The sequence below is a fragment of the Pseudomonas sp. PvP009 genome, assembly GCF_017832995.1.
In the GTDB taxonomy this organism is placed as follows: Bacteria; Pseudomonadota; Gammaproteobacteria; order Pseudomonadales; family Pseudomonadaceae; genus Aquipseudomonas; species Aquipseudomonas syringae.
Window position 1 is genome coordinate 5,225,481 of the sequence record NZ_JAFIBG010000001.1, and the last position, 20,789, is coordinate 5,246,269.

The window sequence follows — 20,789 nt, forward strand, 5'->3', positions numbered from 1 at the left end:
TTCAGACACTCCTCGAAACAGGGCCGAGCGCAGGCTCAAGGCCATCGATGAACAGGCAGGCAGCCAGCAGATCCGCCGCGCCACCGGGCGAAGCATTGAGGGCCAGCAGGTGCTGGTCCAGCGCGTTCAGTGCGCGGCGGCCCGCCAGACTGGCGCTGCCTCCGGCGTCCAGCACGCGCTGTGCTCCGTGCTGCATGGCGTTCAGCCCTTCGATGCCGGCGCGATGCAGCACGCAGGTGTCGTCCAGCGTAGTCATGATTGCCAGCAGCGCGTCCAGCCGGGCGTTCTGCTCGCCGCTGCCTGCCGCACGGCTGCGTTGCAGTTGCGGCAAGGCAAACAGCCTGACCGCCGGGAAACCATGCTGCGCCTGCTCTCTGGCGCCCATGACACCGTAACGACGAACCACTTGATCACCGTGGCTGTTCTGCGTGAGCACCTGGCGGTCCTTGATCTGGGCCAACGCAGCAGCGCGCGCGCAGATGGCATCGGGCGCGCATTCCTGAGGATCCAGCGCGGCAGCGGTTACCAGCAGGCCCAGCGCCCAGATCGCGCCGCGATGCGTATTCACCCCACTGGTGGTGCGCAGCATCGTCGCTTCGCCTTCACGGCCAAGCCTGCCCAATGCCTCACGCAATGGCTGGCCCACGGCACCGAACTGCGTGGCGGCATCCGCCATCCACTTGAAAGTCGGCCACAACGACAGCGCCGAAGAATGCATCAACCCCAGGTGCAGGTCGCTGTGCGCGCCGCTGCCACGTCGGTCCACCAGAGCCGGTTTGGGCGACAGGTCGGCTTCGTCGATCAAAGCATCGACCGCCAGATCGGCCAGTCGCTCGGCCAGCGAGGCCGATTGCGGTGTCCATTGAAGTGCGCTCATTACCAGCTCCTGAATTTGGCGGGCGGGTTGTAGAGGCCACCGGACCACTGAACCAGGTCGGCAATGCTCTTGGCGGCCAGCAGTTCACGGCTGGCATCGGTGCGCCGGATACCGAGGTCTTCAGGCAGCGCGATCAGCCCTTCACGGCGCATGCGCGCGGTGTCTTTGGGGTTATGGCGCAAACCGATCACGGTCACGCCCGCCACTGCAGCAATCATCGCCTGGCGTTCCTCAAGGCTGCGCGCCTTGTAGAGGTAGGCGATGCCTTCTTCGGTCAGCAGGTGGGTCACGTCGTCGCCGTAGATCATGATCGGTGCCAGCGGCATGCCGCTTTTCTTCGCCACCTCGACGGCGTCCAGGGTTTCGACGAAGGTCGGTTTGCCACCCTCCTGGAACGTCTCGACCATCTGCACCACCAGTTTCTTGCCGCGCTCCAGGTAGGCAGCCGGGCCGTCATCGTGCTGCTGACGCATGTCGAGCCAGGCGGGCGTGGCATGACGCCGGCCGCGTGGGTCATGGCCCATGTTCGGCGCGCCACCAAAACCGGCCAGACGACCACGGGTGACCGTCGAGGAATGCCCGTCGCCATCGACCTGCAGGGTTGCGCCGATGAACAGGTCCACCGCGTACTGCCCGGCCAGCTGGCAGAGCTGGCGGTTGGAACGCAGCGAGCCGTCGCGTCCGGTGAAGAACACATCCGGGCGCGCGGCGATGTAGTTCTCCATGCCCAGTTCGGTGCCGAAACAATGCACGCTCTCGACCCAGCCGCTTTCGATGGCCGGGATCAGCGTCGGGTGCGGATTGAGTGTCCAATTGCGACAGATCTTGCCCTTCAGGCCCAGCGACTCGCCGTAGGTCGGCAGAATCAGCTCAATGGCGGCGGTATTGAAACCAATGCCGTGGTTCAACGACTGAACGTTGTGTTTCTCGTAAATGCCACGAATGGCCATCATCGCCATCAGCACATGCACCGGCTTGATGTGGCGCGGGTCGCGAGTGAACAGCGGCTCGATATAGAACGGCTTATCGGCGACCACTACAAAGTCGACCCACGAGGCCGGGATGTCTACCCGTGGCAGCTCGCTGACGTCATCGACCAACTGATTGACCTGGACGATGACGATGCCGTCGCTGAATGCCGCCGGTTCGATAAGTGCGGGGGTGTCTTCGGTGCTGGGCCCGGTGTAGATGTTGCCGGCCCGGTCGGCCATGAAGCCCGCTGCCAGCACCACGTTGGGGATGAGGTCCACCACCAGCCGTGAATAGAGTTCGATGTAGGTGTGGATCGCACCGATTTCCAGCAGGCCGTCTTCCAGCAGCTGACTGATGCGCAGGCTTTGCGTACCGGCGAACGAAAAGTCCAGCTTGCGCGCAATGCCCTGCTCGAACAGGTCCAGGTGCTCGGCGCGGCCGACGCTCGGCATGATCATGTGCAGGTCATGCACCTTGCCCGGATCGACTTTGGCCAGCGCGCGGGAGAGGAAGTCCGCCTGCTTCTGGTTGTTGCCTTCAAGCACCACACGGTCGCCGGAAACCAGCAGGGCCTCCAGCGCCGCGACGATGTTGTCGGTCGGCAACACCACACCATCGGCCAACGCCCGCACTTGCTCCAGACGCCGCTGCTTCTCGCTGCGACGACGTGTCCAGCGCGCGTCGGGGGAAGTTGTTGTTGTCATGATCGCTCCACGATTTTGCTGTCGTCGACCACCATAGGAGCGATAGCGGTCGGGCATCAATCAAGCAGCGCGTCGAATCATTACGGCTGGAGTAACGATAATGGAACGGACATTTCGCCGGGCGCGTCGGCGCGCGTGCAACATGCTCGAAACGACTGGCTGGTAATTGCGTAGGACCGGTCCTTAAAGGACCTGGGGTGCTATCGGAATCTGTGTTTGCGCCTAGCCTTGAGGTTTTCCGTAACCCAGAGGCAGTAGCGCGATGTCATTTATAGTCAGGGAAGGCGATCTCACCACCACCGGCGGTTTCGTGCTGGCCGCATCGGCAAGCGAAGTCATCGAACGGCGTCGTGTGGCGCGTATGGGGGACCCGGTGTGGTGCCCGGCCTGCAAGCAGATTGGCTTCATCGCCCAAGGCAACCCCACCTACATAGACGAACGTGTGGCGGTCGCCACTCAGGGGCATGAGGTGCAGTGTGGCTGCGAGCCCGGCAGCAATACGCTGACCACCTCGCAGGAGCATGTCCAGGCCGACATGGATGCGACCATCACCATCCCCGAAGAACTGGCCAACACTGCCCGCCAGCATGCCGAACACCTGGCCCGTTCGATGAAGGACGGCAGCTTCACGCCTGATGTATTGAGGCCGCTGACGTAGCCAGAGTTGCGCGGTAGAACGCACGTCAAAGGGCTTAGGGGCGAACCGGGAGTTTGCGGTGCCCTGTAGAAGCGGACTTGTCCGCGAAGAGGGCATCACAGTCGATGGATTTTCTGCGTCAGGAATATAGCCTTCGCGAACAAGGCGGATCGCCGCCCCGGTCGCTCCTGTGGGTGTTTGCGGTGTCCTGTAGGAGCGGACTTGTCCGCGAAGAGGGCGTTACAGTCGATGGATTTTATGCGTCAGGAATATAGCCTTCGCGAACAAGTTCGCTCCTACGGCCTTCGGCCAGAATCAAGAACGGACTTCTGCATGACGAGCCTTCGCGAACAAGGCGGATCGCCGCCACGGTCGCTCCTACGGGTGTTTGCGGTGCCCTGTAGGAGCGGACTTGTCCGCGAAGAGGGCGTTACAGTCGATGGATTTTATGCGTCAGGAATATAGCCTTCGCGAACAAGTTCGCTCCTACGGCCTTCGGCCAGAATCAAGAACGGACTTCTGCATGACGAGCCTTCGCGAACAAGGCGGATCGCCGCCACGGTCGCTCCTACGGGTGTTTGCGGTGCCCTGTAGGAGCGGACTTGTCCGCGAAGAGGGCGTTACAGTCGATGGATTTTATGCGTCAGGAATATAGCCTTCGCGAACAAGTTCGCTCCTACGGCCTTCGGCCAGAATCAAGAACGGACTTCTGCATGACGAGCCTTCGCGAACAAGGCGGATCGCCGCCCCGGTCGCTCCTACGGCCTTCGGCCAGAATCAAGAGCGGACTTCTGCATGACGAGCCTTCGCGAACAAAGCGGGTCGCCGCCCCGGTCGCTCCTGCGGCCTTCGGTCAGAATCAAGAGCGGACTTGGGTATGACGAGTGCTCTCACCGTGGCCCATCACGGATGGGCGTTGGTCTCGAGCAAGTGATGCAGTTCCACGAACTGCTGCGTCAGTTTGTGCCGTGGGTCGAGGTGGATCAGCGGCAGGTTGGCCTGATGCGACTCGCGCATTTTTACCGAGGCGTTGAGGTACACCGGCAGCACCGGCAAGCCTTCGGCAATCAGTTCGTCGAGCATTTGCTGCGGCAGGCTGGCCCTGGGCTGGAACTGGTTGACGATGATGCCTTCCACCTGAAGGCCTTCGTTGTGGTCCTCTTTCAATTCCTCGATCTCGCGCATCAGCCCGTACAGCGCCTGTCGCGAGAAGCTGTCGCAGTCAAAAGGGATCAGCACCCGATCCGACGCGATCAACGCCGAAACCGCATAAAAATTCAGCGCGGGAGGCGTATCCAGGTAGATACGCTCGTAATCTTCGCTCAGCTCGTCGAGCAGTTTGCGCAGCTTGTTGATCTTGTGCTTGGCCTCGAGCTTGGGCTGCAGGTCAGCAAGCTCTGCAGTCGCGGTCACCACATGCAGGTTGTCGAACGGTGTTTCGTAGATATCGACATGGTTCTTCTTGGCGACCGGGGAGCCGGACAGCGTGTTCTTGAAGAATTCGGCAATCCCCATCGGAATATCCTGACCGGTGAGGCCGGTGAGGTACTGAGTCGAGTTGGCCTGGGCATCGAGATCGATCAATAACGTCCGATAGCCTTCGTGAGCGCTGACTGCAGCCAGATTGCAGGCGATGCTCGATTTGCCGACACCGCCCTTCTGATTGAATACCACGCGACGCATGCTTTGGATTCCTTGAAAGATGAAGAAACAGCAGCAGTGGCCGATAACGACCGTAAGAGGAGGTCGATTCTAGACATCGCATATGACAACGGTGAGCTTAACGCAAAACAGTTGCCAGCCGGTTGTCATACAGAAAAACGACTTCAACCTTAAAATACACGCCTGTAAACGGTTTTTATGTAACAAATTTGCTAGTAATGAGCACCATCGGGATAATGCGCGCACTCGGTCAATTACCGCACCCAGGCTGATATCGACCTGATATCGATGTAGCGAGAAACAAGCCCGCAGGGGCGGGAAGAGAAGCCTTGATCACCTTCAACATTGCACGATGGCAAGCCTGGGCGCCGGGCCTGGCGAGCGCGGAAGACTGGCAGAGATGGAGCCTCGATCCGACGTTGCTGGAAACCAGTGACGCAGCGCCAGACGTGTCTTTTCTTCCTGCGATGCAACGCCGCCGCCTGGGCCGTATGGCAAGAATGGCGTTTGCTGTCGGCTGGCCGTTGACTGAAGGGCTTGAGCGCGTCCCGCTGGTGTTTGTCTCGCGCCACGGAGAGACCCCGAGGACCTTTGAAATCCTGCGTGATCTGGCCGCCAACGAGCCGCTTTCACCGACGCAGTTCAGCCTTTCAGTGCATAACGCCGTCATTGGTCTGTGGTCGATCATGCGCGGTGAAACAAGTGAGATGACAGCCCTGGCCGCCACAGGCGACGGGCTGGAGTATGGAGCATTCGAGGCCGCAGCGTTGCTGGCCGAGGGAGCAGAAGCAGTATTGCTTGTGGTGACTGAAGAACAGCCGCCGCAAGCCTATGCCCAATGGATTGATGACGTGCCCTTTCCCTACGCGGTCGGCTTGCTGCTGACACCGGGGAATGAGTGGCAACTGTCTCTGAACACCGATACGCAAGGCACAAAGCGCACTCAGTGGCCTCACGCCCTGAACCTGCTGCGGGCCTTGCACACTGATCAATCCGTCTGCCTGCACCCTTGGAATAACCGGTTATGGAACTGGCAACGCAGTCACTGAAGAAAGGTCGGGACGCCTATTACTGGCGTCTGCTGGCAACAGGCATCAGCTTTGCCCTGTTCGGGTTGAGCGGTTTATGCCTGCGGTTGTTCGTTTTTCCAGTATTGGGTTGCCTGCCTGGCAGTGTGGCCAGCCATCAGCGTCGCGCGCGGCGGACCATCAGCCGCCTGTTCTGGCTGTTCATCCGCATCATGGCGCGCATGCGTGTGCTGACCTATGACGTTCAAGGCGCCGAAAAGCTTGGCCGTCCCGGGCAGATGATCATCGCCAACCACCCGTCACTGATCGATGTGGTGTTCCTGATCGGGCTGGTGCGTGACGCCAACTGCGTGGTCAAACGCAGCCTCTGGGAAAACCCGTTCACCCGCGGCCCTGTGCGCTCCACCGGTTACATCAGCAACGATGGCAGCATGGACATGCTCGACGCCGCCGTAGAGCGCCTGCAAAGCGGCCAGACACTGATCATCTTCCCGGAAGGCACGCGCACCCAGCCGGGTCAGCCGCCGGTCTTTCACCGCGGCGCGGCCGCCATTGCGCTGCGTGGCGCAAGCGTCATCACCCCGGTGACGATCAAGGTCCAGCCGACCACCCTGACCAAGGCCGAGCCCTGGTATCGCATTCCGCAACGCCGCGTGCACTTCACTTTGCGCGTCGGTGCCGATATAGACCCAACCGCCTTCAGTGCGCTAGGCCCACCGCCCCTGGCGTCCCGCAAGCTCAACGATTACCTGCATGACTATTTCACCAAGGAGCTCGCCTCAGATGAGCGATCTGCACCAGGACATTAAATTGTTGATCATCGATGCCCTGGGCCTCGAAGACATCACCCCGGAAGATATCGGCAACGATATGACGCTGTTTGGCGAAGGACTGGGACTGGACTCGGTGGATGCACTCGAATTGGGCCTGGCCATCCAGAAGCGTTATGGCATCAGGATCGATGCCGATGCAAAGGACACCCGTAACCATTTCGCCAGCGTCGACAGCCTTGCGGCCTTCGTCAGCGCCAGACAACCGGCCTGAGAATTGAACATGCAAACCCGTGAAGACATCTTCGAAATCCTGCGCACCGCAATGGTGGAACTGTTCGAACTGGAGCCTGAGCGAGTCACGCTTGAAGCCAATCTGTATCAGGACCTGGAAATCGACAGTATCGATGCCGTGGACCTGATTGATCACATCAAACGCAAGACCGGCAAGAAGATTGCGGCTGAAGAATTCAAGTCGGTGAGAACCGTAAACGACGTGGTAGAGGCCGTCTACAAACTGGTCAACAGCGCCGAATGAAGCGGCTGATTGGCCTGATTCTGGTGCTGGCCGGCGTGCTGTATCCATTCGCCGTCTATTGGGGGACCGAGCATTTCGCCCCCTGGCAGTTCGCGCTGCTACTCGGCAGCCTGTGGCTGGCGCGTGCCCTGACCGGAGAACGCAAGCAAGGCAGCCTGGCGATGGCGATTGTCGCGCTGATCTTTTGCGTGGTGCTCGGCGCCCTCGACAGCCACATGATGCTGCGCTGGTACCCGGTACTGGTCAGCACCTTCATGCTTGGCCTGTTCGGTTCAAGCCTGGTCTACGGCCCGCCGATCGTGGAAAAGATGGCGCGCCTGAACCGCCCCGATCTGCCTGAGGCGGGTATCCGCTACACCCGTAGAGTCACGCAGATTTGGTGCCTGTTCTTCCTCGTCAACGGCCTCACCTCAGCCATCCTGACGCTGTGGGCACCGTTGTCATGGTGGACGCTGTACACCGGCCTGATTTCCTACGGCCTGATGGGCGTGTTGTTCGCTGTCGAATGGATCGTCCGCCCACCCTCTGCGGGCGGCAAATGAAATGGATCGCATGAACTGGTTGAACCTGGAACACCTGCTGCTCGATGCGCTGCCCGACCGGTTGCTGACGCTGGCCCCGAGCCTGGACCACGCGCAGTTTCGTGATCAGGCGCTCAGCGTGGCCGCTGGACTGCAGGCGCGTGGCATCACGCACCTTGCAGTGCACCTCGAAGATGCCGCCGACCTGGCCATTGCGTTGTTCGCGGCCTGGCGCGCAGGTGTGCACGTGTTGCTGCCCGCCGACTTGCAGGGCCAGACCCGCGAGCGCTGGGCGAATCAGGTCGACCTGTGGCTGACCGACCTGCCGGGTGACACCCACCTGAGCGATCTGCGTGCCGCGCCCCTCCCTGCGGCAGCGCTGGACCTTGACCAGTGCCGGCTGAGCCTGTGCACCTCAGGCTCCAGCGGCGAACCCAAACTGATCGAAAAACGCCTGCGGCAACTGGCCAACGAAGTCTGCGGGCTGGAACAACTGTGGGGCGCGGAGCTGGGCGCGGCATGCATGATCGGCAGCGTGGCGACGCAACATATTTACGGGCTGCTGTTTCGCTTGCTGTGGCCGCTGTGCGCGGCACGCCCGTTCGTGCGCCGTCAGTTGCCGTTCGCCGAAGACCTGCAACGCGCCAGCCGTGAATACCCGTCATTCGCCTGGGTCGCCAGCCCCGCGCTGCTCAAGCGCATGGGCGACAATCTCGACTGGCCGGGGCTTGCGGCCGTGCGCCGGGTGTTCTCTTCCGGTGGTGCATTGCCGGCCGAAGCCGCACAAAGCCTGCAGCAACGCCTCGGTCAGTGGCCGACGGAGATTCTCGGCAGTTCGGAAACCGGCGGCATCGCCTGGCGTCAGGGCGGACAACGCTGGCAGGCCTTCGACGGCGTAGAGCTGAGTCAGGATGCGCAAGGTGCGCTGCGCATCAGCTCGCCCTATCTGCCGCCCGGCCATGTCGAGCAGACCGCCGATGCGGCGCTGATCGGTGCAGACGGGCGCTTCGAACTGCTGGGCAGGCTCGACCGCATCGTCAAACTCGAAGAGAAGCGCGTGTCCTTGCCGCTGATCGAGCAGGCCCTCGCGGCTCACCCGTGGGTGAGTGAAGCGCGCCTTGGTGTGGTGCAGGCAAACCGTGCCTCGTTGGGCGCGCTGCTGGTGCTGAGCGACGCGGGCTTGCTGGCCCTGCGCAACCAAGGCCGTCGGGCGCTCACCGAAGCCTTGCGACACTACCTGCAGCCGCATTGCGAAACCATCGCCCTGCCGCGTCGCTGGCGGCTGCTGCGGCAGATGCCGCTCAACGCCCAGGGCAAGCTGCCGCAAGCAGACGTCGAGGCGCTGCTGCTGGCGCCACGCTCGAAACAGCCGGAAGTGCTTGAGCAACAGAACATCGAAGGCGAGCTGCACCTGCAATTGAGTGTCCCGCCCGATCTGGCGTTTTTCAGCGGCCACTTTCCCAAGGCGCCGATTTTGCCGGGCGTGGTGCAGGTCGACTGGGCGATCAGCCTGGGCCAGCGACTGCTCGACCTGCCATCCGGATTCGCCGGCATGGAGGTGCTCAAATTCCAGCAACTGGTACGCCCCGGCGATCGCCTCACGCTGACATTGCGCTTCGATGCAGCACGCTCCAAGCTGCACTTCGCCTTTCGCAATGCCGACAATGCGCCCTGCTCCAGTGGCCGGATCCTCCTGGAAGACGACCATGCATAAGCCTTGCGTGATCATTCCGGTGTTCGACCACGAGCGGGCCGTGCCCAACGTGGTCCAGGCCGTGCGCAACGCCGGGTTGCCGTGCATCCTGGTGGACGATGCCAGCAGCCCGGCCTGCGAAGCTGTGTTACAGCAGCTGGCGCAGGGTGAGGCTATCTACCTGCTGCGCCTGCCGGTCAATCAGGGCAAGGGCGGCGCGGTCATGGCCGGCTTTCGCGAGGCGATCCGGCTGGGTTTCAGTCATGCGCTGCAGGTCGATGCCGATGGCCAGCATGATCTGAGCGATATCCCGGTGTTTCTGGAGCAGTCGCGCCAGCACCCGGATGCGCTGATCTGCGGCTATCCGCAATTCGACGAGAGCGTGCCCAAGGGCCGTCTGTATGCGCGTTACCTGACCCACGTCTGGGTGTGGATCAACACCCTGTCGTTGCACATTCGCGATTCCATGTGCGGCTTTCGCCTGTATCCCCTGGCCCCTGTCCTGGCGCTGATCGACAGCGTGCAGATCGGCAGGCGTATGGATTTTGACTCGGAAATCCTCGTGCGCCTGTCCTGGCGCGGCCAGCCGATGCGCTGGCTGCCGACCCGCGTTCACTACCCGCAGGACGGCCTGTCGCATTTCCGCCTGTTTCACGACAACGCCCTGATTTCGAAAATGCACGCCAAGCTGTTCTTCGGCATGCTGCTACGCCTGCCAATGATCCTCTGGCGACGGTGGCGGCCATGAGCATCGACAAGTCGCCCAAGGAGCATTGGGCCAGTCATCAGGAGCGCGGCAGTTTCATGCTCATGAAACTCACCGCCTGGGGCATGCGGGTGCTCGGTCGGCGCCTGCTCAGCCCGGTGCTGTATGGCATCGTTCTGTATTTCTTTGTCTTCGGCCGACGTGCCCGGCACAGCATCTGGCAATACCAGCAGCACCTGGCGGACTGGAGCCGCAAACCCGAACTGCGGCCCAGCCAGCGTCGAGTGTTCGGGCAGTTCATGGCATTTGCCGATTCCTTGCTCGACAAGCTCGACGTGTGGAACGGCAGGCTGGATATTGATCAGATCGAGATCGTCGACCAGGCCCTGCTGCGCCAGAACCTGCGTGGCCAACGCGGACAGATGCTGGTTGGTGCGCACCTAGGCAACCTTGAAGTGTGCCGCGCACTGGCCGAACTCGGCGAAAAGGTCACCATGAATGTGCTGGTGCACACCAAACACGCCGAACGTTTCAATCGCCTGCTCGGTGAAGCCGGCGCGACCCATCTGCGCCTGATTCAAGTCAGCGAGCTGGACCCGGCCATCATGCTGCAATTAAGCCAGCGCCTGGACGAAGGCGAGTGGCTGGCCATCGCCGGTGACCGCGTCGCGCTGCACGGCGGGCGCAATGTGCGGGTCGATTTTCTCGGCCAGCCAGCGACCTTCCCGCAAGGCCCCTGGCTGCTGGCCGGGCTGCTCAAGTGCCCGGTCAACCTGTTCTTCTGCCTCAAGGGCGCGAAAGGCTATCGGGTGATTCTCGAACCGTTCGCCGACGCCATCGAATGGCGGCGCAGCGACCGGGCTCAGGTCATCGAGCAATGGGCCACACGTTATGCCGAGCGTCTTGGGCACTATTGCCTGGAAGCGCCGCAGCAGTGGTTCAATTTCTACCCATTCTGGGAGTCTGCCGATGAATCGGGCTCATGAGCTGATCGCGCTCGGCGATCATGTGCTGCGTTGTAAAATCAGCGCAGGTCGCCACAGGAGGTTACATGCGCAGTAAGGGTTTTCTGCACATCGACACTGAAATCGTCGTGCCGTTTTTCGACGTCGACATGATGAACATCGTCTGGCACGGGCACTACGTGAAATACCTAGAAGTGGCGCGTTGCGCGCTGCTCGATCATATCGGCCATAACTACATGCAGATGCTCGAATCCGGTTATGGTTGGCCGGTGATCGATCTGCAGTTGCGCTATGTGCGCAGCGCCGTGTTCGGTCAGACACTGAACGTGCGCGCCAGCCTGGTGGAGTGGGAGAACCGTCTGAAGATCAATTACCTGATCACCGATGCACACACCGGTGAGCGCCTGACCCGCGCCAGCACTGTGCAGGTCGCCGTCGACAGCCAGAGCCGGGAAATGCAACTGGCCTCGCCGCAGGTGTTCATCGATGCCGTGAAAAATGCCCTTGAGAGCACAATAGAGAGCGCCTCGCCATGAACCGCCCGCTTCGTACTTTGATCCTGCTGGGTCTGCTGTGCCTTTCTTCCCTGGCGCAGGCGTTCGACCTGCAACAACTGAGCGACCAACTGGCCAAACCTGCGGTGGTGCAGGGTCGTTTCGTCCAGGAAAAACACCTGCGCGCCCTGCCGCAACCGCTGCTCAGCAAGGGCCGCTTCGTGCTCGCCAGGGATTTCGGGCTGCTCTGGCTGCTGGAAACACCGCTCAAGCAGGATTACCGCATCAATGCCGACGGTATTGCCCGTCGTGAAACCGATGGCAATGTCAGCACCTGGAAGCCGGTGCCGAACAAGAACGCCGGTGCCGAGCAGAACCGTCTGTTCCTGGCGGTCTTGCAAGGCGACAGCAGCGGCCTGCAGCGGGATTTCGACTTGCAGCTCAAGGGCGAGGCAAATGCCTGGCACCTCACCCTGACGCCACGCTCGATGCTGCTGCAACAAGTGTTCAAGCAGATCAACATCGACGGTGGCGAACTGGTACAGCGTATCGAGCTGCTGGAAACCCAGGGCGACAGCACGGTCCTGAAAATGATCGACAGCAGCAGCGCTCCGACCCTGACCGATGCGCAGCGTAATGACTTCAAAGACTGAGCGGCTGTTGCCGCGACTGTTCCTGCTGATTCTGGCAGGCGTACTGGCGCTCGCTGGCTGGCAGTGGCACGACCGCTCGCCGCTGTCGGCCAACCTGATGAAGCTGGTGCCAGGCACCGATAACGACGAACTGGTGGTGAGCGCCGAAAAGCGCATGCAGGAACCGCTCAACCGGGAAATGCTGGTGCTGGTGGGCCACAGCGATCGGCAGAAAGCCGTGGAACTGGCGCGCACGCTGGCTGAACAATGGCAGTCGACCGGCCTGTTCGAGAAGGTCCAGTGGTCGCTGCAGGCCGACCTGCCCGCGTTGCGCACCCAGTTGCTGCAAGGGCGCATCGCCATGTTGCCGACAGCGGATCGCACACTGCTGATCGATGACCCGAAAACTTTTATCGAACAGCGCGTACAGACGCTGTTCGACCCGTTTGCCGGGTTCAGCCTGGTGCCTGGCCAGGATGACTGGCTGGGGCTGACCGGACGTATCCAGAACGGCCTGCCGAAACAGGGCTCGGTCGAGGCAGATCTGGCCAGCGGTGCGCTGGTGGCCAGCGCCGAGGGTAAAAGCTGGGTACTGCTGCGTTCGCGAACCCGAACCGATGCCTTCGATATGCACCTGCCCGGCCAGGTTGCCGACCTGCTGGCGCAAGCGCGGGTGCAGGCCAGTCAGGCAGGTGGTCAATTGCTCGCGGCCAGCGGGCTGCTTTACGCTGCCGACGGGCAGAAGCAGGCCAGCCGGGAAATCACCTGGGTCGGCGGTGGCGCAACGCTCGGTATCCTGTTGTTGCTGTTGCTCGCCTTCCGCCGCTGGAGCGTGCTGCTGGCATTCGTGCCGGTGGTGGTCGGCATGCTCTTCGGCGCGGTAGCCTGCGTCGCGCTATTCGGCAGCATGCACGTCATGACGCTGGTGCTGGGCTCGAGCCTGATCGGGGTGGCGGTGGATTACCCGCTGCATTACCTGTCCAAGAGCTGGAGCCTCAAGCCCTGGCGCAGCTGGCCCGCCTTGCGCCTGACCCTGCCGGGCCTGAGCCTGAGCCTGATCACCAGTTGCATCGGCTACCTGGCGCTGGCCTGGACGCCGTTCCCGGCACTCACGCAAATTGCGGTGTTCTCGGCGGCCGGTTTGATCGGCGCCTACCTGACGGCGGTGTGCCTGCTGCCCGCGCTGCTCGCAAAAGTCGAGATCAGCCCTGCCCAGTGGCCGCTGAAACTGGCGCAATTGATGCTCGATTGCCGCGCCGCCTTGCTGCTGCGCATCAGCACACCGATCCTGCTGGTGCTGCTGTTGGCCTTCTGTGGCGGCGGACTCTGGCACCTGACCACCAAGAACGATATCCGCCAATGGGTGGCAGCACCTCAGGCGTTGACCGATGAAGCCCAGGCCATCGCACGGATCACCGGTTATCAGCCCACCAGCCAGTTCTTTCTGGTGCGCGGCAAGGACCAACAGCAGTTGCTGGATCGGCAGTCCGAATTGACCCAACGGCTCGACCAGTTGGTCAGCATGGACAAGCTGCAAGGCTACATGGCGCTCAATCAGCTGCTCGATTCGCCTGCCGAACAACAGGCCACCCGTGATGCACTGGGCAAATTGCCGCAATACTGGGCGCCGCTGGTAGAACTTGGCGTTCCGGCCACTGCCTTGAAGGCTGAACTGGCCCAATTGCAGGCACTGCCGACGCAAGATATCGATCACGCGCTTCAAGGCCCGCTGAGCGAACCGTGGCGCACGCTCTGGCTGGGACCGACCCGCGATGACAACGGCGATCAAGGTGTCGCCAGCATCGTCAGCCTGCGCGGCATGAACAGCATGGCGTTGCTGCGCGTGCAGGCCATAGGGCTGGAGGGCGTGCAACTGGTCGACCGCCTGGGTGAGCTCAACGAGGTGTTTGCCCACACGCAGATCAGCGCAGCGCAATTGAAGCTGGCATCGTGCGTCCTGATCGTCCTGCTGCTGATCGCTCCGTTTGGCTTCGGTGGTGCGTTGCGCATCGTCGCCCTGCCCCTGCTGGCGGCGCTGTGCAGCCTCGCCAGCCTGGGCTGGCTCGGTCAGCCGCTGACTCTATTCAGCCTGTTCGGCCTGTTGCTGGTCACGGCGATCAGCGTCGATTACGCCATCCTGATGCGCGAGCAGATAGGCGGCGCAGCGGTCAGCCTGCTGGGCACGCTGCTGGCAGCGCTCACCACCTGGCTGTCGTTCGGCCTGCTGGCCGTTTCCAGCACCCCGGCGATCAGCAACTTCGGCCTGTCGGTCAGTCTGGGGCTGGCGTTCAGCTTCCTGCTGGCGCCTTGGGCCAGCCCGCGTAAAGCGCTTCATTCGCCAGCCAATGCTGAAGGGCCACACGCATGAATCTTGCAGCGCTGTCGTCACTCCCTGCCACCGCCCAACCGAAAAGGAATACCTGTGCCCATCACTGATAGGGAAATTCGTCAGGTCGTCGTCATCGGTGCCGGCCCGGCCGGTTCAATAGCGGCTGCCCTGCTCAAACGCCAGGGTCATGACGTGCTGATCATCGAGCGCCAGCTGTTTCCGCGCTTCTCCATCGGTGAGAGCCTGCTGTGCCATTGCCTGGACTTCGTCGAAGAAGCCGGGATGCTGGAGGCCGTGCAGGCCGCCGGTTTCCAGCCCAAGAATGGCGCAGCCTTCGCGCGTGGCGAGCAATACAGCGATTTCGACTTCAGCGATACGTTCAGCAACGGCAAGCCGACGACCTTTCAGGTGCAGCGCAGCGAGTTCGACAAACTGCTCGCCGATCAGGCCGCACTGCAAGGCGTGGACATCCGCTACCAGGAAGAGATCGTCAGCGCCGACTTCGATGGCCCGCAGCCGGTTTTGCGCGTGAGGCGTGAGGACGGCAGCGAATACAGCGTGCAGGCCAGCTTCGTACTCGACGCCAGCGGCTATGGCCGCGTGCTGCCGCGCTTGCTGGATCTGGAAGCGCCGTCAGGTTTCCCTGTGCGCCAGGCGGTGTTCACCCATATCGAAGACCGCATCGAAAGCCCGCCCTTCGACCGCCGCAAGATTCTGGTCAGCATCCATCCGCAGCACAGCGATGTGTGGTTCTGGTCGATTCCGTTCAGCGAAGGCCGCTGTTCGATAGGCGTGGTCGCCTCGGCCGAACGCTTCAAGGACAAGCCCGAGGATCTGGATGCCTGCTTACGCGCCTTTATCGATGAAACACCGCAACTGGCCAGCGTGCTGAAAAACGCGATCTGGGATACGCCAGCGAGAACCATCGGCGGCTACTCGGCCAACGTCAAGACCCTGCACGGCAAGGGCTTTGCGCTGCTGGGCAACGCGGCGGAATTCCTCGACCCGGTGTTTTCATCGGGCGTGACCATCGCCATGCGCTCGGCGAGCATGGCGGCTGGCGTGCTGAGCCGGCAGTTGCAGGGCGAAAACGTGGATTGGGAGAGCGAGTTCGCGGTGCCGTTGAAACGTGGCGTCGACACCTTTCGCGCCTATGTCGAGGGCTGGTACGACGGGACGTTCCAGAACGTGATTTTCTACCCCGGCAGCGCTCCGGACATCCGCCGTATGATCAGCTCGATTCTGGCCGGCTATGCCTGGGACGAACGCAATCCATTTGTGAGCGAGCCCAAGCGCCGCCTGCGCACGCTCTCGGAAATCTGCGCGGACAGTGGCCCATGAATCGACCGTTCCTGAGTGACAGTTATGTTGAGGAAACCCGCTTCGGCCTGTGGTTTCTGCGCAGCAACATCTGGCAGTACCGCGTGCTGCGCGTGGCGATAGACGACTTGCGCAGCCTGTTCACCAGCCCGCCGCCGGTTGCGCCGGTGTTGCTCGACGCAGGGTGCGGGCAAGGCCGGTCGTTTCAGCAGCTGAACAAGGTTTTTCAGCCGTCCAGGCTCATCGGTGTCGACGCCGATCCGCACAGCCTCGACATGAGTCGTGAAGAGGCGCGGGCCAGAGGCGTAGAGGTCGAGCTGATCGGCAGCGACTGCGCAGCCCTGCAAGTACCCGACGCCAGCGTCGATCTGCTGTTCTGCCACCAGACTTTCCATCATCTGGTCGATCAGGAACAGGCGCTGGCCGAGTTCTACCGTGTACTCAAACCGGGCGGTTATCTGCTGTTCGCCGAGTCGACCGAAGCGTACATCGACACCTGGGTGATTCGCTGGCTGTTCCGCCACCCGATGCATGTTCAGAAAAGCGCGGCGCAGTATCTGCAGATGATCCGCGACCAGGGTTTTGAGTTCGATGCACAGAATGTTTCGTACCCTTACCTGTGGTGGAGCCGCGCCAGGGACTTCGGCCTGCTCGAAGTCTTGAAACTGCAAAAGCCCAGGCCATTCGGGCAACGTGAGGAAACGCTGGTCAATGTCGTGGCCCGCAAACCCCTGGAAGTTGGAGCATCATGATTCGCGTACTGTTTTTAGCCTTCCTGCTGCTCGGCGGCTGTGCGGCACAAGCCCCGCTGCCGACCAATGCACCGACCATGCAATTGCCGATGCAACTGCACATCGAGCGTCGCCAGGCCGATCAGCATCAGGACTGGCTGCTGATCATCCAGCGCGAAAACGGCGGATTGCGCTGGTCAATGATGGACCCGCTGGGCATTCCCCAGGCGCGCCAGTTGCTGATCGACGGAAAATGGCAGGCCGATGGTTTGCTGCCGCCCAATCCGGAAGCCCGCGAGCTGTTCGCTGCGCTGATGTTCGCCATGACCCCGGACCTGGAAATGCATGGCCGCTACCCGACGGCTTACCGCCAGGGCATGCAGCGTCGCCTGGATGACCGCTGGCTGGTCGAATACCAGTCGGCCAACGCGTTCACTATCCGCCTCAAGGACAGGCTGAGCTACAAAGTCACACCGCTGAACAACGAGAGCCTGCCATGACCGCCTACCTCAACGCGCTGGGCCTGATCTGCTCGCTGGGCGACAGCCGTGAAGAGGTGTCGCGCAGGCTGTTCGCAGGCGACAGCTCGGGCATGGTGTTCGAAAGCGGCTGGGTGCCGGAACGCGCGTTGCCGGTCGGTGCAGTCAAATCCGTGCTGCCGCCCATTCCGCCTGCCGTGCATTTGCATCGCAGCCGCAATAACCAGTTGCTGCTGGCCGCCGCCTTGCAGATCGAGGAGGACATCAGCCAGGCCATCACCCGCTTCGGTGCCGGGCGGATCGGCGTGATCATCGGCACCAGTACTTCGGGCATCGATGAAGCGAGCGAGAGCATGGCCGTCTGGCTGCGTGAGCGGACCTTCCCCGACGATTACGATTATCGGCAACAGGAACTGGGCGCACCGGCGAATTTTCTCGCCGCCTGGCTGCAATTGAGCGGCCCGGCCTACGTCATCTCGACAGCCTGCACGTCCAGTTCGCGGGCGTTGCTCAGTGCACGTCGGGCGCTGGACATGGGCCTGTGCGATGCCGTGCTGTGCGGCGGCGTCGACAGCCTGTGCAAGCTGACTCTGCAGGGGTTCTCGGCACTCGAGGCCATGTCGCCGCAACTCTGCAACCCGTTCTCCAACAACCGCAACGGGATCAATATCGGCGAGGCGGCGGCGCTGTTCCTGATGACTCGTGAAGCCGACAGCAGGCACTCGATTGCCCTGCTGGGCGCGGGTGCCAGCTGCGACGCTCACCACATCTCGGCCCCCGAACCCACCGGACGTGGTGCGCGTGATGCCATGCTGCAAGCGTTGCGTAACGCCCGGCTCGAGGCGGAGCAGATCGGTTATCTGAACCTGCACGGCACCGCCACGCAGCACAACGATGCGATGGAGAGCCTGGCCGTGCAGGGCGTATTTCCCGGCGGCGTGCCCTGCTCGTCGACCAAACCGCTCAGCGGCCACACCCTGGGCGCGGCGGGCGCGCTGGAAGCGGCGTTTTGCTGGCTGAGCCTGGCACCGCAGAACACCGAACAGGCCCTGCCCCCGCACCTGTGGGACGGCGAGGCCGATCCACTCTTGCCTGCGCTGCAATGGACACACGCAGGCTCGCGCCTCACACCTGAAAACGCTCGTTACATGATGAGCAATTCGTTTGCCTTCGGTGGCAACAACATCAGCCTGATTATCGGAGATGCCCCATGACCGAGTGGCCGCTCGCCGAACTCATCCCCCATGCCGGCGACATGATTCTCATCGATCAGGTGCTGAGCGTTGACGAAGAACAGATTCGAACCCGCCTGACCGTACGCGCCGACGGCCTGTTCAATCAAGCCGACGGCAGCCTGCCGGCATGGCTGGGCATAGAGCTGATGGCGCAGAGCGTCGCGGCCTATGCTGGTTGCAAGGCGCGCAACAAGGGCGAAGCGGTCAAGCTGGGTTTTCTGCTTGGCAGTCGCAAGTTCGACTGCAACGTGACGCGCTTCCCGCTGGGCAGTGAACTGCACATCCATGCCGTGCGCTCCCTGCAGGACGACAACGGCATGGGCATGTTCGAATGCACCCTCACCGGACCGGGTATCGAGGCTTTTGCCCGACTCAATGTATATTGCCCGCCCAACACTGCTGACTACCTGGCTGAAGGAGCCCCGGCATGACTGAATCGATACTGGTCACCGGCTCCAGCCGTGGCATCGGCCGCGCCATCGCCCTGCGTCTGGCGCAGGCCGGATACGACCTGATCCTGCATTGCCGCACCGGCCGCAGCGAAGCCGAAGCGGTGCAGGCCGAAGTCGCTGCGCTGGGCCGCCAGGCACGCGTGCTGCAATTCGATGTCTCGGACCGGGCCGCCTGCAAGGCCATTCTGGAAGAGGACGTGGAGACGCACGGCGCCTATTACGGCGTGGTACTCAACGCCGGACTGACCCGCGACGGCGCGTTTCCGGCGCTCAGCGACGATGACTGGGATCAGGTGCTGCGCACCAACCTGGACGGCTTCTATAACGTGCTGCATCCGTTGACGATGCCGATGATTCGCCGTCGTGCAGCAGGGCGCATCGTCTGCATCACCTCGGTTTCCGGGCTGATCGGCAATCGCGGCCAGGTCAATTACAGCGCTTCCAAGGCAGGGCTGATCGGTGCCGCCAAGGCGCTGGCCATCGAACTGGGTAAGCGCAAGATCACCGTCAACTGCGTCGCGCCGGGGCTGATCGATACGGCCATGCTGGACGAGAACGTGCCCGTGGACGAACTGATGAAAATGATCCCGGCCCAACGCATGGGCACGCCCGAGGAAGTGGCGGGTGCGGTGAACTTTCTGATGTCGGCCGAAGCGAGCTACATCACTCGTCAGGTTCTGGCCGTCAATGGGGGACTGTGCTGATGAAGCGTGTGGTAGTGACCGGCATGTCCGGCATCACCTCGGTGGGCAGCGACTGGCCGACTATCGATGCCAGCTTCTCGGCCAATCGCAGCGGCATTCGCCGGATGGACGAGTGGAACCGTTTTGCCGAGCTCAATACCCGCCTGGCTGGCCCCATCGACGATTTCGCCGTGCCGGGGCACTGGACGCGCAAACAACTGCGCAGCATGGGCCGCGTGTCACGTCTGGCCGTGGCGGCTGCGGAGCAGGCCCTGATCGACGCCGGGCTGCTGAATGACCCGATCATTCGCGATGGCCGCATGGGCACGGCCTGCGGCTCGTCCACCGGCAGCACCGACGAGATCAAGGCCTTCGGCAACATGCTGATCAATTCGGTGGCTGTGGGCCTGAACGCCAACTCCTACGTGCGGATGATGCCGCACACCACGGCCGCCAACATCAGCATTTTCTTCGGCCTGACCGGACGCCTGATTCCGACCTCCAGCGCCTGTACCAGTGGCAGTCAGGGCATCGGCTATGCCTATGAGGCGATCAAGTTCGGCCGTCTGCCGCTAATGCTGGCGGGCGGGGCCGAAGAGCTGTGCCCGACAGAGGCCATGGTCTTCGACGCGCTGTACGCCACCAGCCTGAAGAATGACGCGCCACACACCACACCACGCCCCTACGACAGCGGACGCGACGGCCTGGTGATCGGTGAAGGCGGCGGCATGCTGGTGCTTGAAGAGCTTGAGCATGCCCAGGCACGTGGCGCGCACATCTACGCCGAGATCGTCGGCTTCGGCAGCAACGCCGACGGCGCCCACAGCACTCGCCCCGAGCAGGCCACCATGCGCCGCGCGATGGAGCTGGCCCTCGAAGACGCCGACCTTTCGCCTGACGCCATCGGTTACGTCAACGGTCACGGCACCGCCACCGAACAGGGCGACATCGCCGAGACCCTGGCCACCAGCAGCCTGTTCGGCCCGCGCATGCCGCTCAGCTCGCAGAAAAGCTTTCTCGGTCACACGCTGGGAGCGTGCGGCGCGCTGGAGTCATGGTTCAGCATCGAAATGCTCAACAGCGATCGCTATATGCATACGCTGAACCTGGTCGACATCGACCCACAGTGCGGTGAACTGGACTACATCGTCGGCGAACCAAGGCACATGAGCAACGAATACGTGATGAACAACAACTTCGCATTTGGCGGCGTGAACACCTCGCTGATCTTCAGGCGTTGGGGTTGAGCGGCGCCTTCCCGAGCACCTATCGTTCCCTACGCAGCAGCGCAAAGTCATGCTTTACCTGTAATCACTGCACACAAAAGCGCTTTTTTCTCACAGTGGCACCGACGACGCAGA

The 20,789-nt window shown here is 62.3% G+C and carries 22 protein-coding genes; 19 read left to right on the plus strand and 3 right to left on the minus strand.

Translation table 11 applies throughout. From position 1 onward, the window contains the following. Position 1: 1 nt before the first annotated feature. Entirely contained in the window at positions 2-877 is an 876-nt protein-coding gene (locus tag JOE29_RS22415; protein WP_210079874.1) for a triphosphoribosyl-dephospho-CoA synthase, read from the minus strand. Further along, complete coding sequence (gene mdcA / locus JOE29_RS22420) at positions 877-2,553, minus strand: malonate decarboxylase subunit alpha (protein WP_003402963.1); 1,677 nt, start codon at positions 2,551-2,553, stop codon at positions 877-879. Before mdcA ends, JOE29_RS22415 begins: the two co-directional genes overlap by 1 nt. A gap of 262 nt (positions 2,554-2,815) precedes the next feature. Between mdcA and JOE29_RS22425 the strand changes: the two genes are divergently transcribed. Further along, on the plus strand, positions 2,816-3,211 hold the full coding sequence (locus JOE29_RS22425) for a PAAR domain-containing protein (protein ID WP_024649807.1): 396 nt from the start codon (positions 2,816-2,818) through the stop codon (positions 3,209-3,211). Positions 3,212-4,093: 882 nt separating this feature from the next. Here the strand turns inward: JOE29_RS22425 and JOE29_RS22430 are convergent. After that, a complete protein-coding gene (locus JOE29_RS22430; RefSeq protein WP_003304810.1) occupies positions 4,094-4,873 on the minus strand; it encodes a ParA family protein in 780 nt (259 codons plus the stop codon). A 308-nt stretch (positions 4,874-5,181) separates the two neighbouring features. On the opposite strand from JOE29_RS22430, the gene JOE29_RS22435 reads away from it, so the two are divergent. The 18 genes from JOE29_RS22435 to JOE29_RS22520 all read left to right on the plus strand — a co-directional run bounded on the left by JOE29_RS22435 (position 5,182) and on the right by JOE29_RS22520 (position 20,675). Further along, on the plus strand, positions 5,182-5,901 hold the full coding sequence (locus JOE29_RS22435) for a beta-ketoacyl synthase chain length factor (RefSeq protein ID WP_024662404.1): 720 nt from the start codon (positions 5,182-5,184) through the stop codon (positions 5,899-5,901). Beyond that, the gene (locus JOE29_RS22440; protein ID WP_003392280.1) at positions 5,877-6,689 is read left to right on the plus strand and encodes a lysophospholipid acyltransferase family protein; all 813 of its coding nucleotides are present in this window, start codon (positions 5,877-5,879) and stop codon (positions 6,687-6,689) included. The genes JOE29_RS22435 and JOE29_RS22440 overlap by 25 nt, the downstream gene beginning before the upstream one ends. After that, positions 6,664-6,924: a phosphopantetheine-binding protein gene (locus JOE29_RS22445; protein WP_003316688.1), complete on the plus strand. Its 261-nt coding sequence runs from the start codon at positions 6,664-6,666 to the stop codon at positions 6,922-6,924. The genes JOE29_RS22440 and JOE29_RS22445 overlap by 26 nt, the downstream gene beginning before the upstream one ends. A gap of 9 nt (positions 6,925-6,933) precedes the next feature. Beyond that, positions 6,934-7,188, plus strand: a complete 255-nt coding sequence (locus tag JOE29_RS22450; protein WP_003316687.1) for an acyl carrier protein — start codon at positions 6,934-6,936, stop codon at positions 7,186-7,188. Next, on the plus strand, positions 7,185-7,730 hold the full coding sequence (locus JOE29_RS22455) for a hypothetical protein (protein ID WP_003346314.1): 546 nt from the start codon (positions 7,185-7,187) through the stop codon (positions 7,728-7,730). The genes JOE29_RS22450 and JOE29_RS22455 overlap by 4 nt, the downstream gene beginning before the upstream one ends. A 10-nt stretch (positions 7,731-7,740) precedes the next feature. Further along, the gene (locus JOE29_RS22460; protein WP_058445394.1) at positions 7,741-9,423 is read left to right on the plus strand and encodes an acyl-CoA synthetase family protein; all 1,683 of its coding nucleotides are present in this window, start codon (positions 7,741-7,743) and stop codon (positions 9,421-9,423) included. After that, positions 9,416-10,150 carry a glycosyltransferase family 2 protein gene (locus JOE29_RS22465; protein ID WP_003422491.1) on the plus strand — a complete coding sequence of 245 codons (735 nt, stop codon included), beginning with the start codon at positions 9,416-9,418 and terminating at the stop codon, positions 10,148-10,150. The genes JOE29_RS22460 and JOE29_RS22465 overlap by 8 nt, the downstream gene beginning before the upstream one ends. Beyond that, positions 10,147-11,094, plus strand: a complete 948-nt coding sequence (locus JOE29_RS22470) for a glycosyl transferase (protein ID WP_210079875.1) — start codon at positions 10,147-10,149, stop codon at positions 11,092-11,094. Before JOE29_RS22465 ends, JOE29_RS22470 begins: the two co-directional genes overlap by 4 nt. 65 nt (positions 11,095-11,159) lie before the next feature. Beyond that, entirely contained in the window at positions 11,160-11,609 is a 450-nt protein-coding gene (locus JOE29_RS22475; RefSeq protein WP_003316680.1) for an acyl-CoA thioesterase, read from the plus strand. Continuing rightward, positions 11,606-12,220, plus strand: a complete 615-nt coding sequence (locus JOE29_RS22480; protein ID WP_003346305.1) for an outer membrane lipoprotein carrier protein LolA — start codon at positions 11,606-11,608, stop codon at positions 12,218-12,220. The genes JOE29_RS22475 and JOE29_RS22480 overlap by 4 nt, the downstream gene beginning before the upstream one ends. Beyond that, a complete protein-coding gene (locus JOE29_RS22485) occupies positions 12,204-14,567 on the plus strand; it encodes a hypothetical protein (RefSeq protein WP_210079876.1) in 2,364 nt (787 codons plus the stop codon). Before JOE29_RS22480 ends, JOE29_RS22485 begins: the two co-directional genes overlap by 17 nt. Before the next feature lie 54 nt (positions 14,568-14,621). Beyond that, positions 14,622-15,869 (plus strand): NAD(P)/FAD-dependent oxidoreductase, encoded by a 1,248-nt coding sequence (locus JOE29_RS22490; RefSeq protein ID WP_003392286.1) that lies wholly within the window; start codon positions 14,622-14,624, stop codon positions 15,867-15,869. Then, positions 15,866-16,600 (plus strand): class I SAM-dependent methyltransferase, encoded by a 735-nt coding sequence (locus JOE29_RS22495; protein WP_058445378.1) that lies wholly within the window; start codon positions 15,866-15,868, stop codon positions 16,598-16,600. The genes JOE29_RS22490 and JOE29_RS22495 overlap by 4 nt, the downstream gene beginning before the upstream one ends. Further along, the gene (locus JOE29_RS22500; protein WP_057407095.1) at positions 16,597-17,079 is read left to right on the plus strand and encodes a hypothetical protein; all 483 of its coding nucleotides are present in this window, start codon (positions 16,597-16,599) and stop codon (positions 17,077-17,079) included. Before JOE29_RS22495 ends, JOE29_RS22500 begins: the two co-directional genes overlap by 4 nt. Further along, positions 17,076-18,272 carry a beta-ketoacyl-[acyl-carrier-protein] synthase family protein gene (locus tag JOE29_RS22505; protein ID WP_057407096.1) on the plus strand — a complete coding sequence of 399 codons (1,197 nt, stop codon included), beginning with the start codon at positions 17,076-17,078 and terminating at the stop codon, positions 18,270-18,272. The genes JOE29_RS22500 and JOE29_RS22505 overlap by 4 nt, the downstream gene beginning before the upstream one ends. Further along, a complete protein-coding gene (locus JOE29_RS22510; protein ID WP_003392291.1) occupies positions 18,269-18,724 on the plus strand; it encodes a hotdog family protein in 456 nt (151 codons plus the stop codon). Before JOE29_RS22505 ends, JOE29_RS22510 begins: the two co-directional genes overlap by 4 nt. Then, on the plus strand, positions 18,721-19,449 hold the full coding sequence (gene fabG, locus JOE29_RS22515) for a 3-oxoacyl-ACP reductase FabG (RefSeq protein ID WP_044312609.1): 729 nt from the start codon (positions 18,721-18,723) through the stop codon (positions 19,447-19,449). The genes JOE29_RS22510 and fabG overlap by 4 nt, the downstream gene beginning before the upstream one ends. Beyond that, positions 19,449-20,675, plus strand: coding sequence for a beta-ketoacyl-ACP synthase (locus tag JOE29_RS22520; protein WP_210079877.1), 1,227 nt, complete (start codon positions 19,449-19,451; stop codon positions 20,673-20,675). Before fabG ends, JOE29_RS22520 begins: the two co-directional genes overlap by 1 nt. Positions 20,676-20,789: the final 114 nt, after the last annotated feature.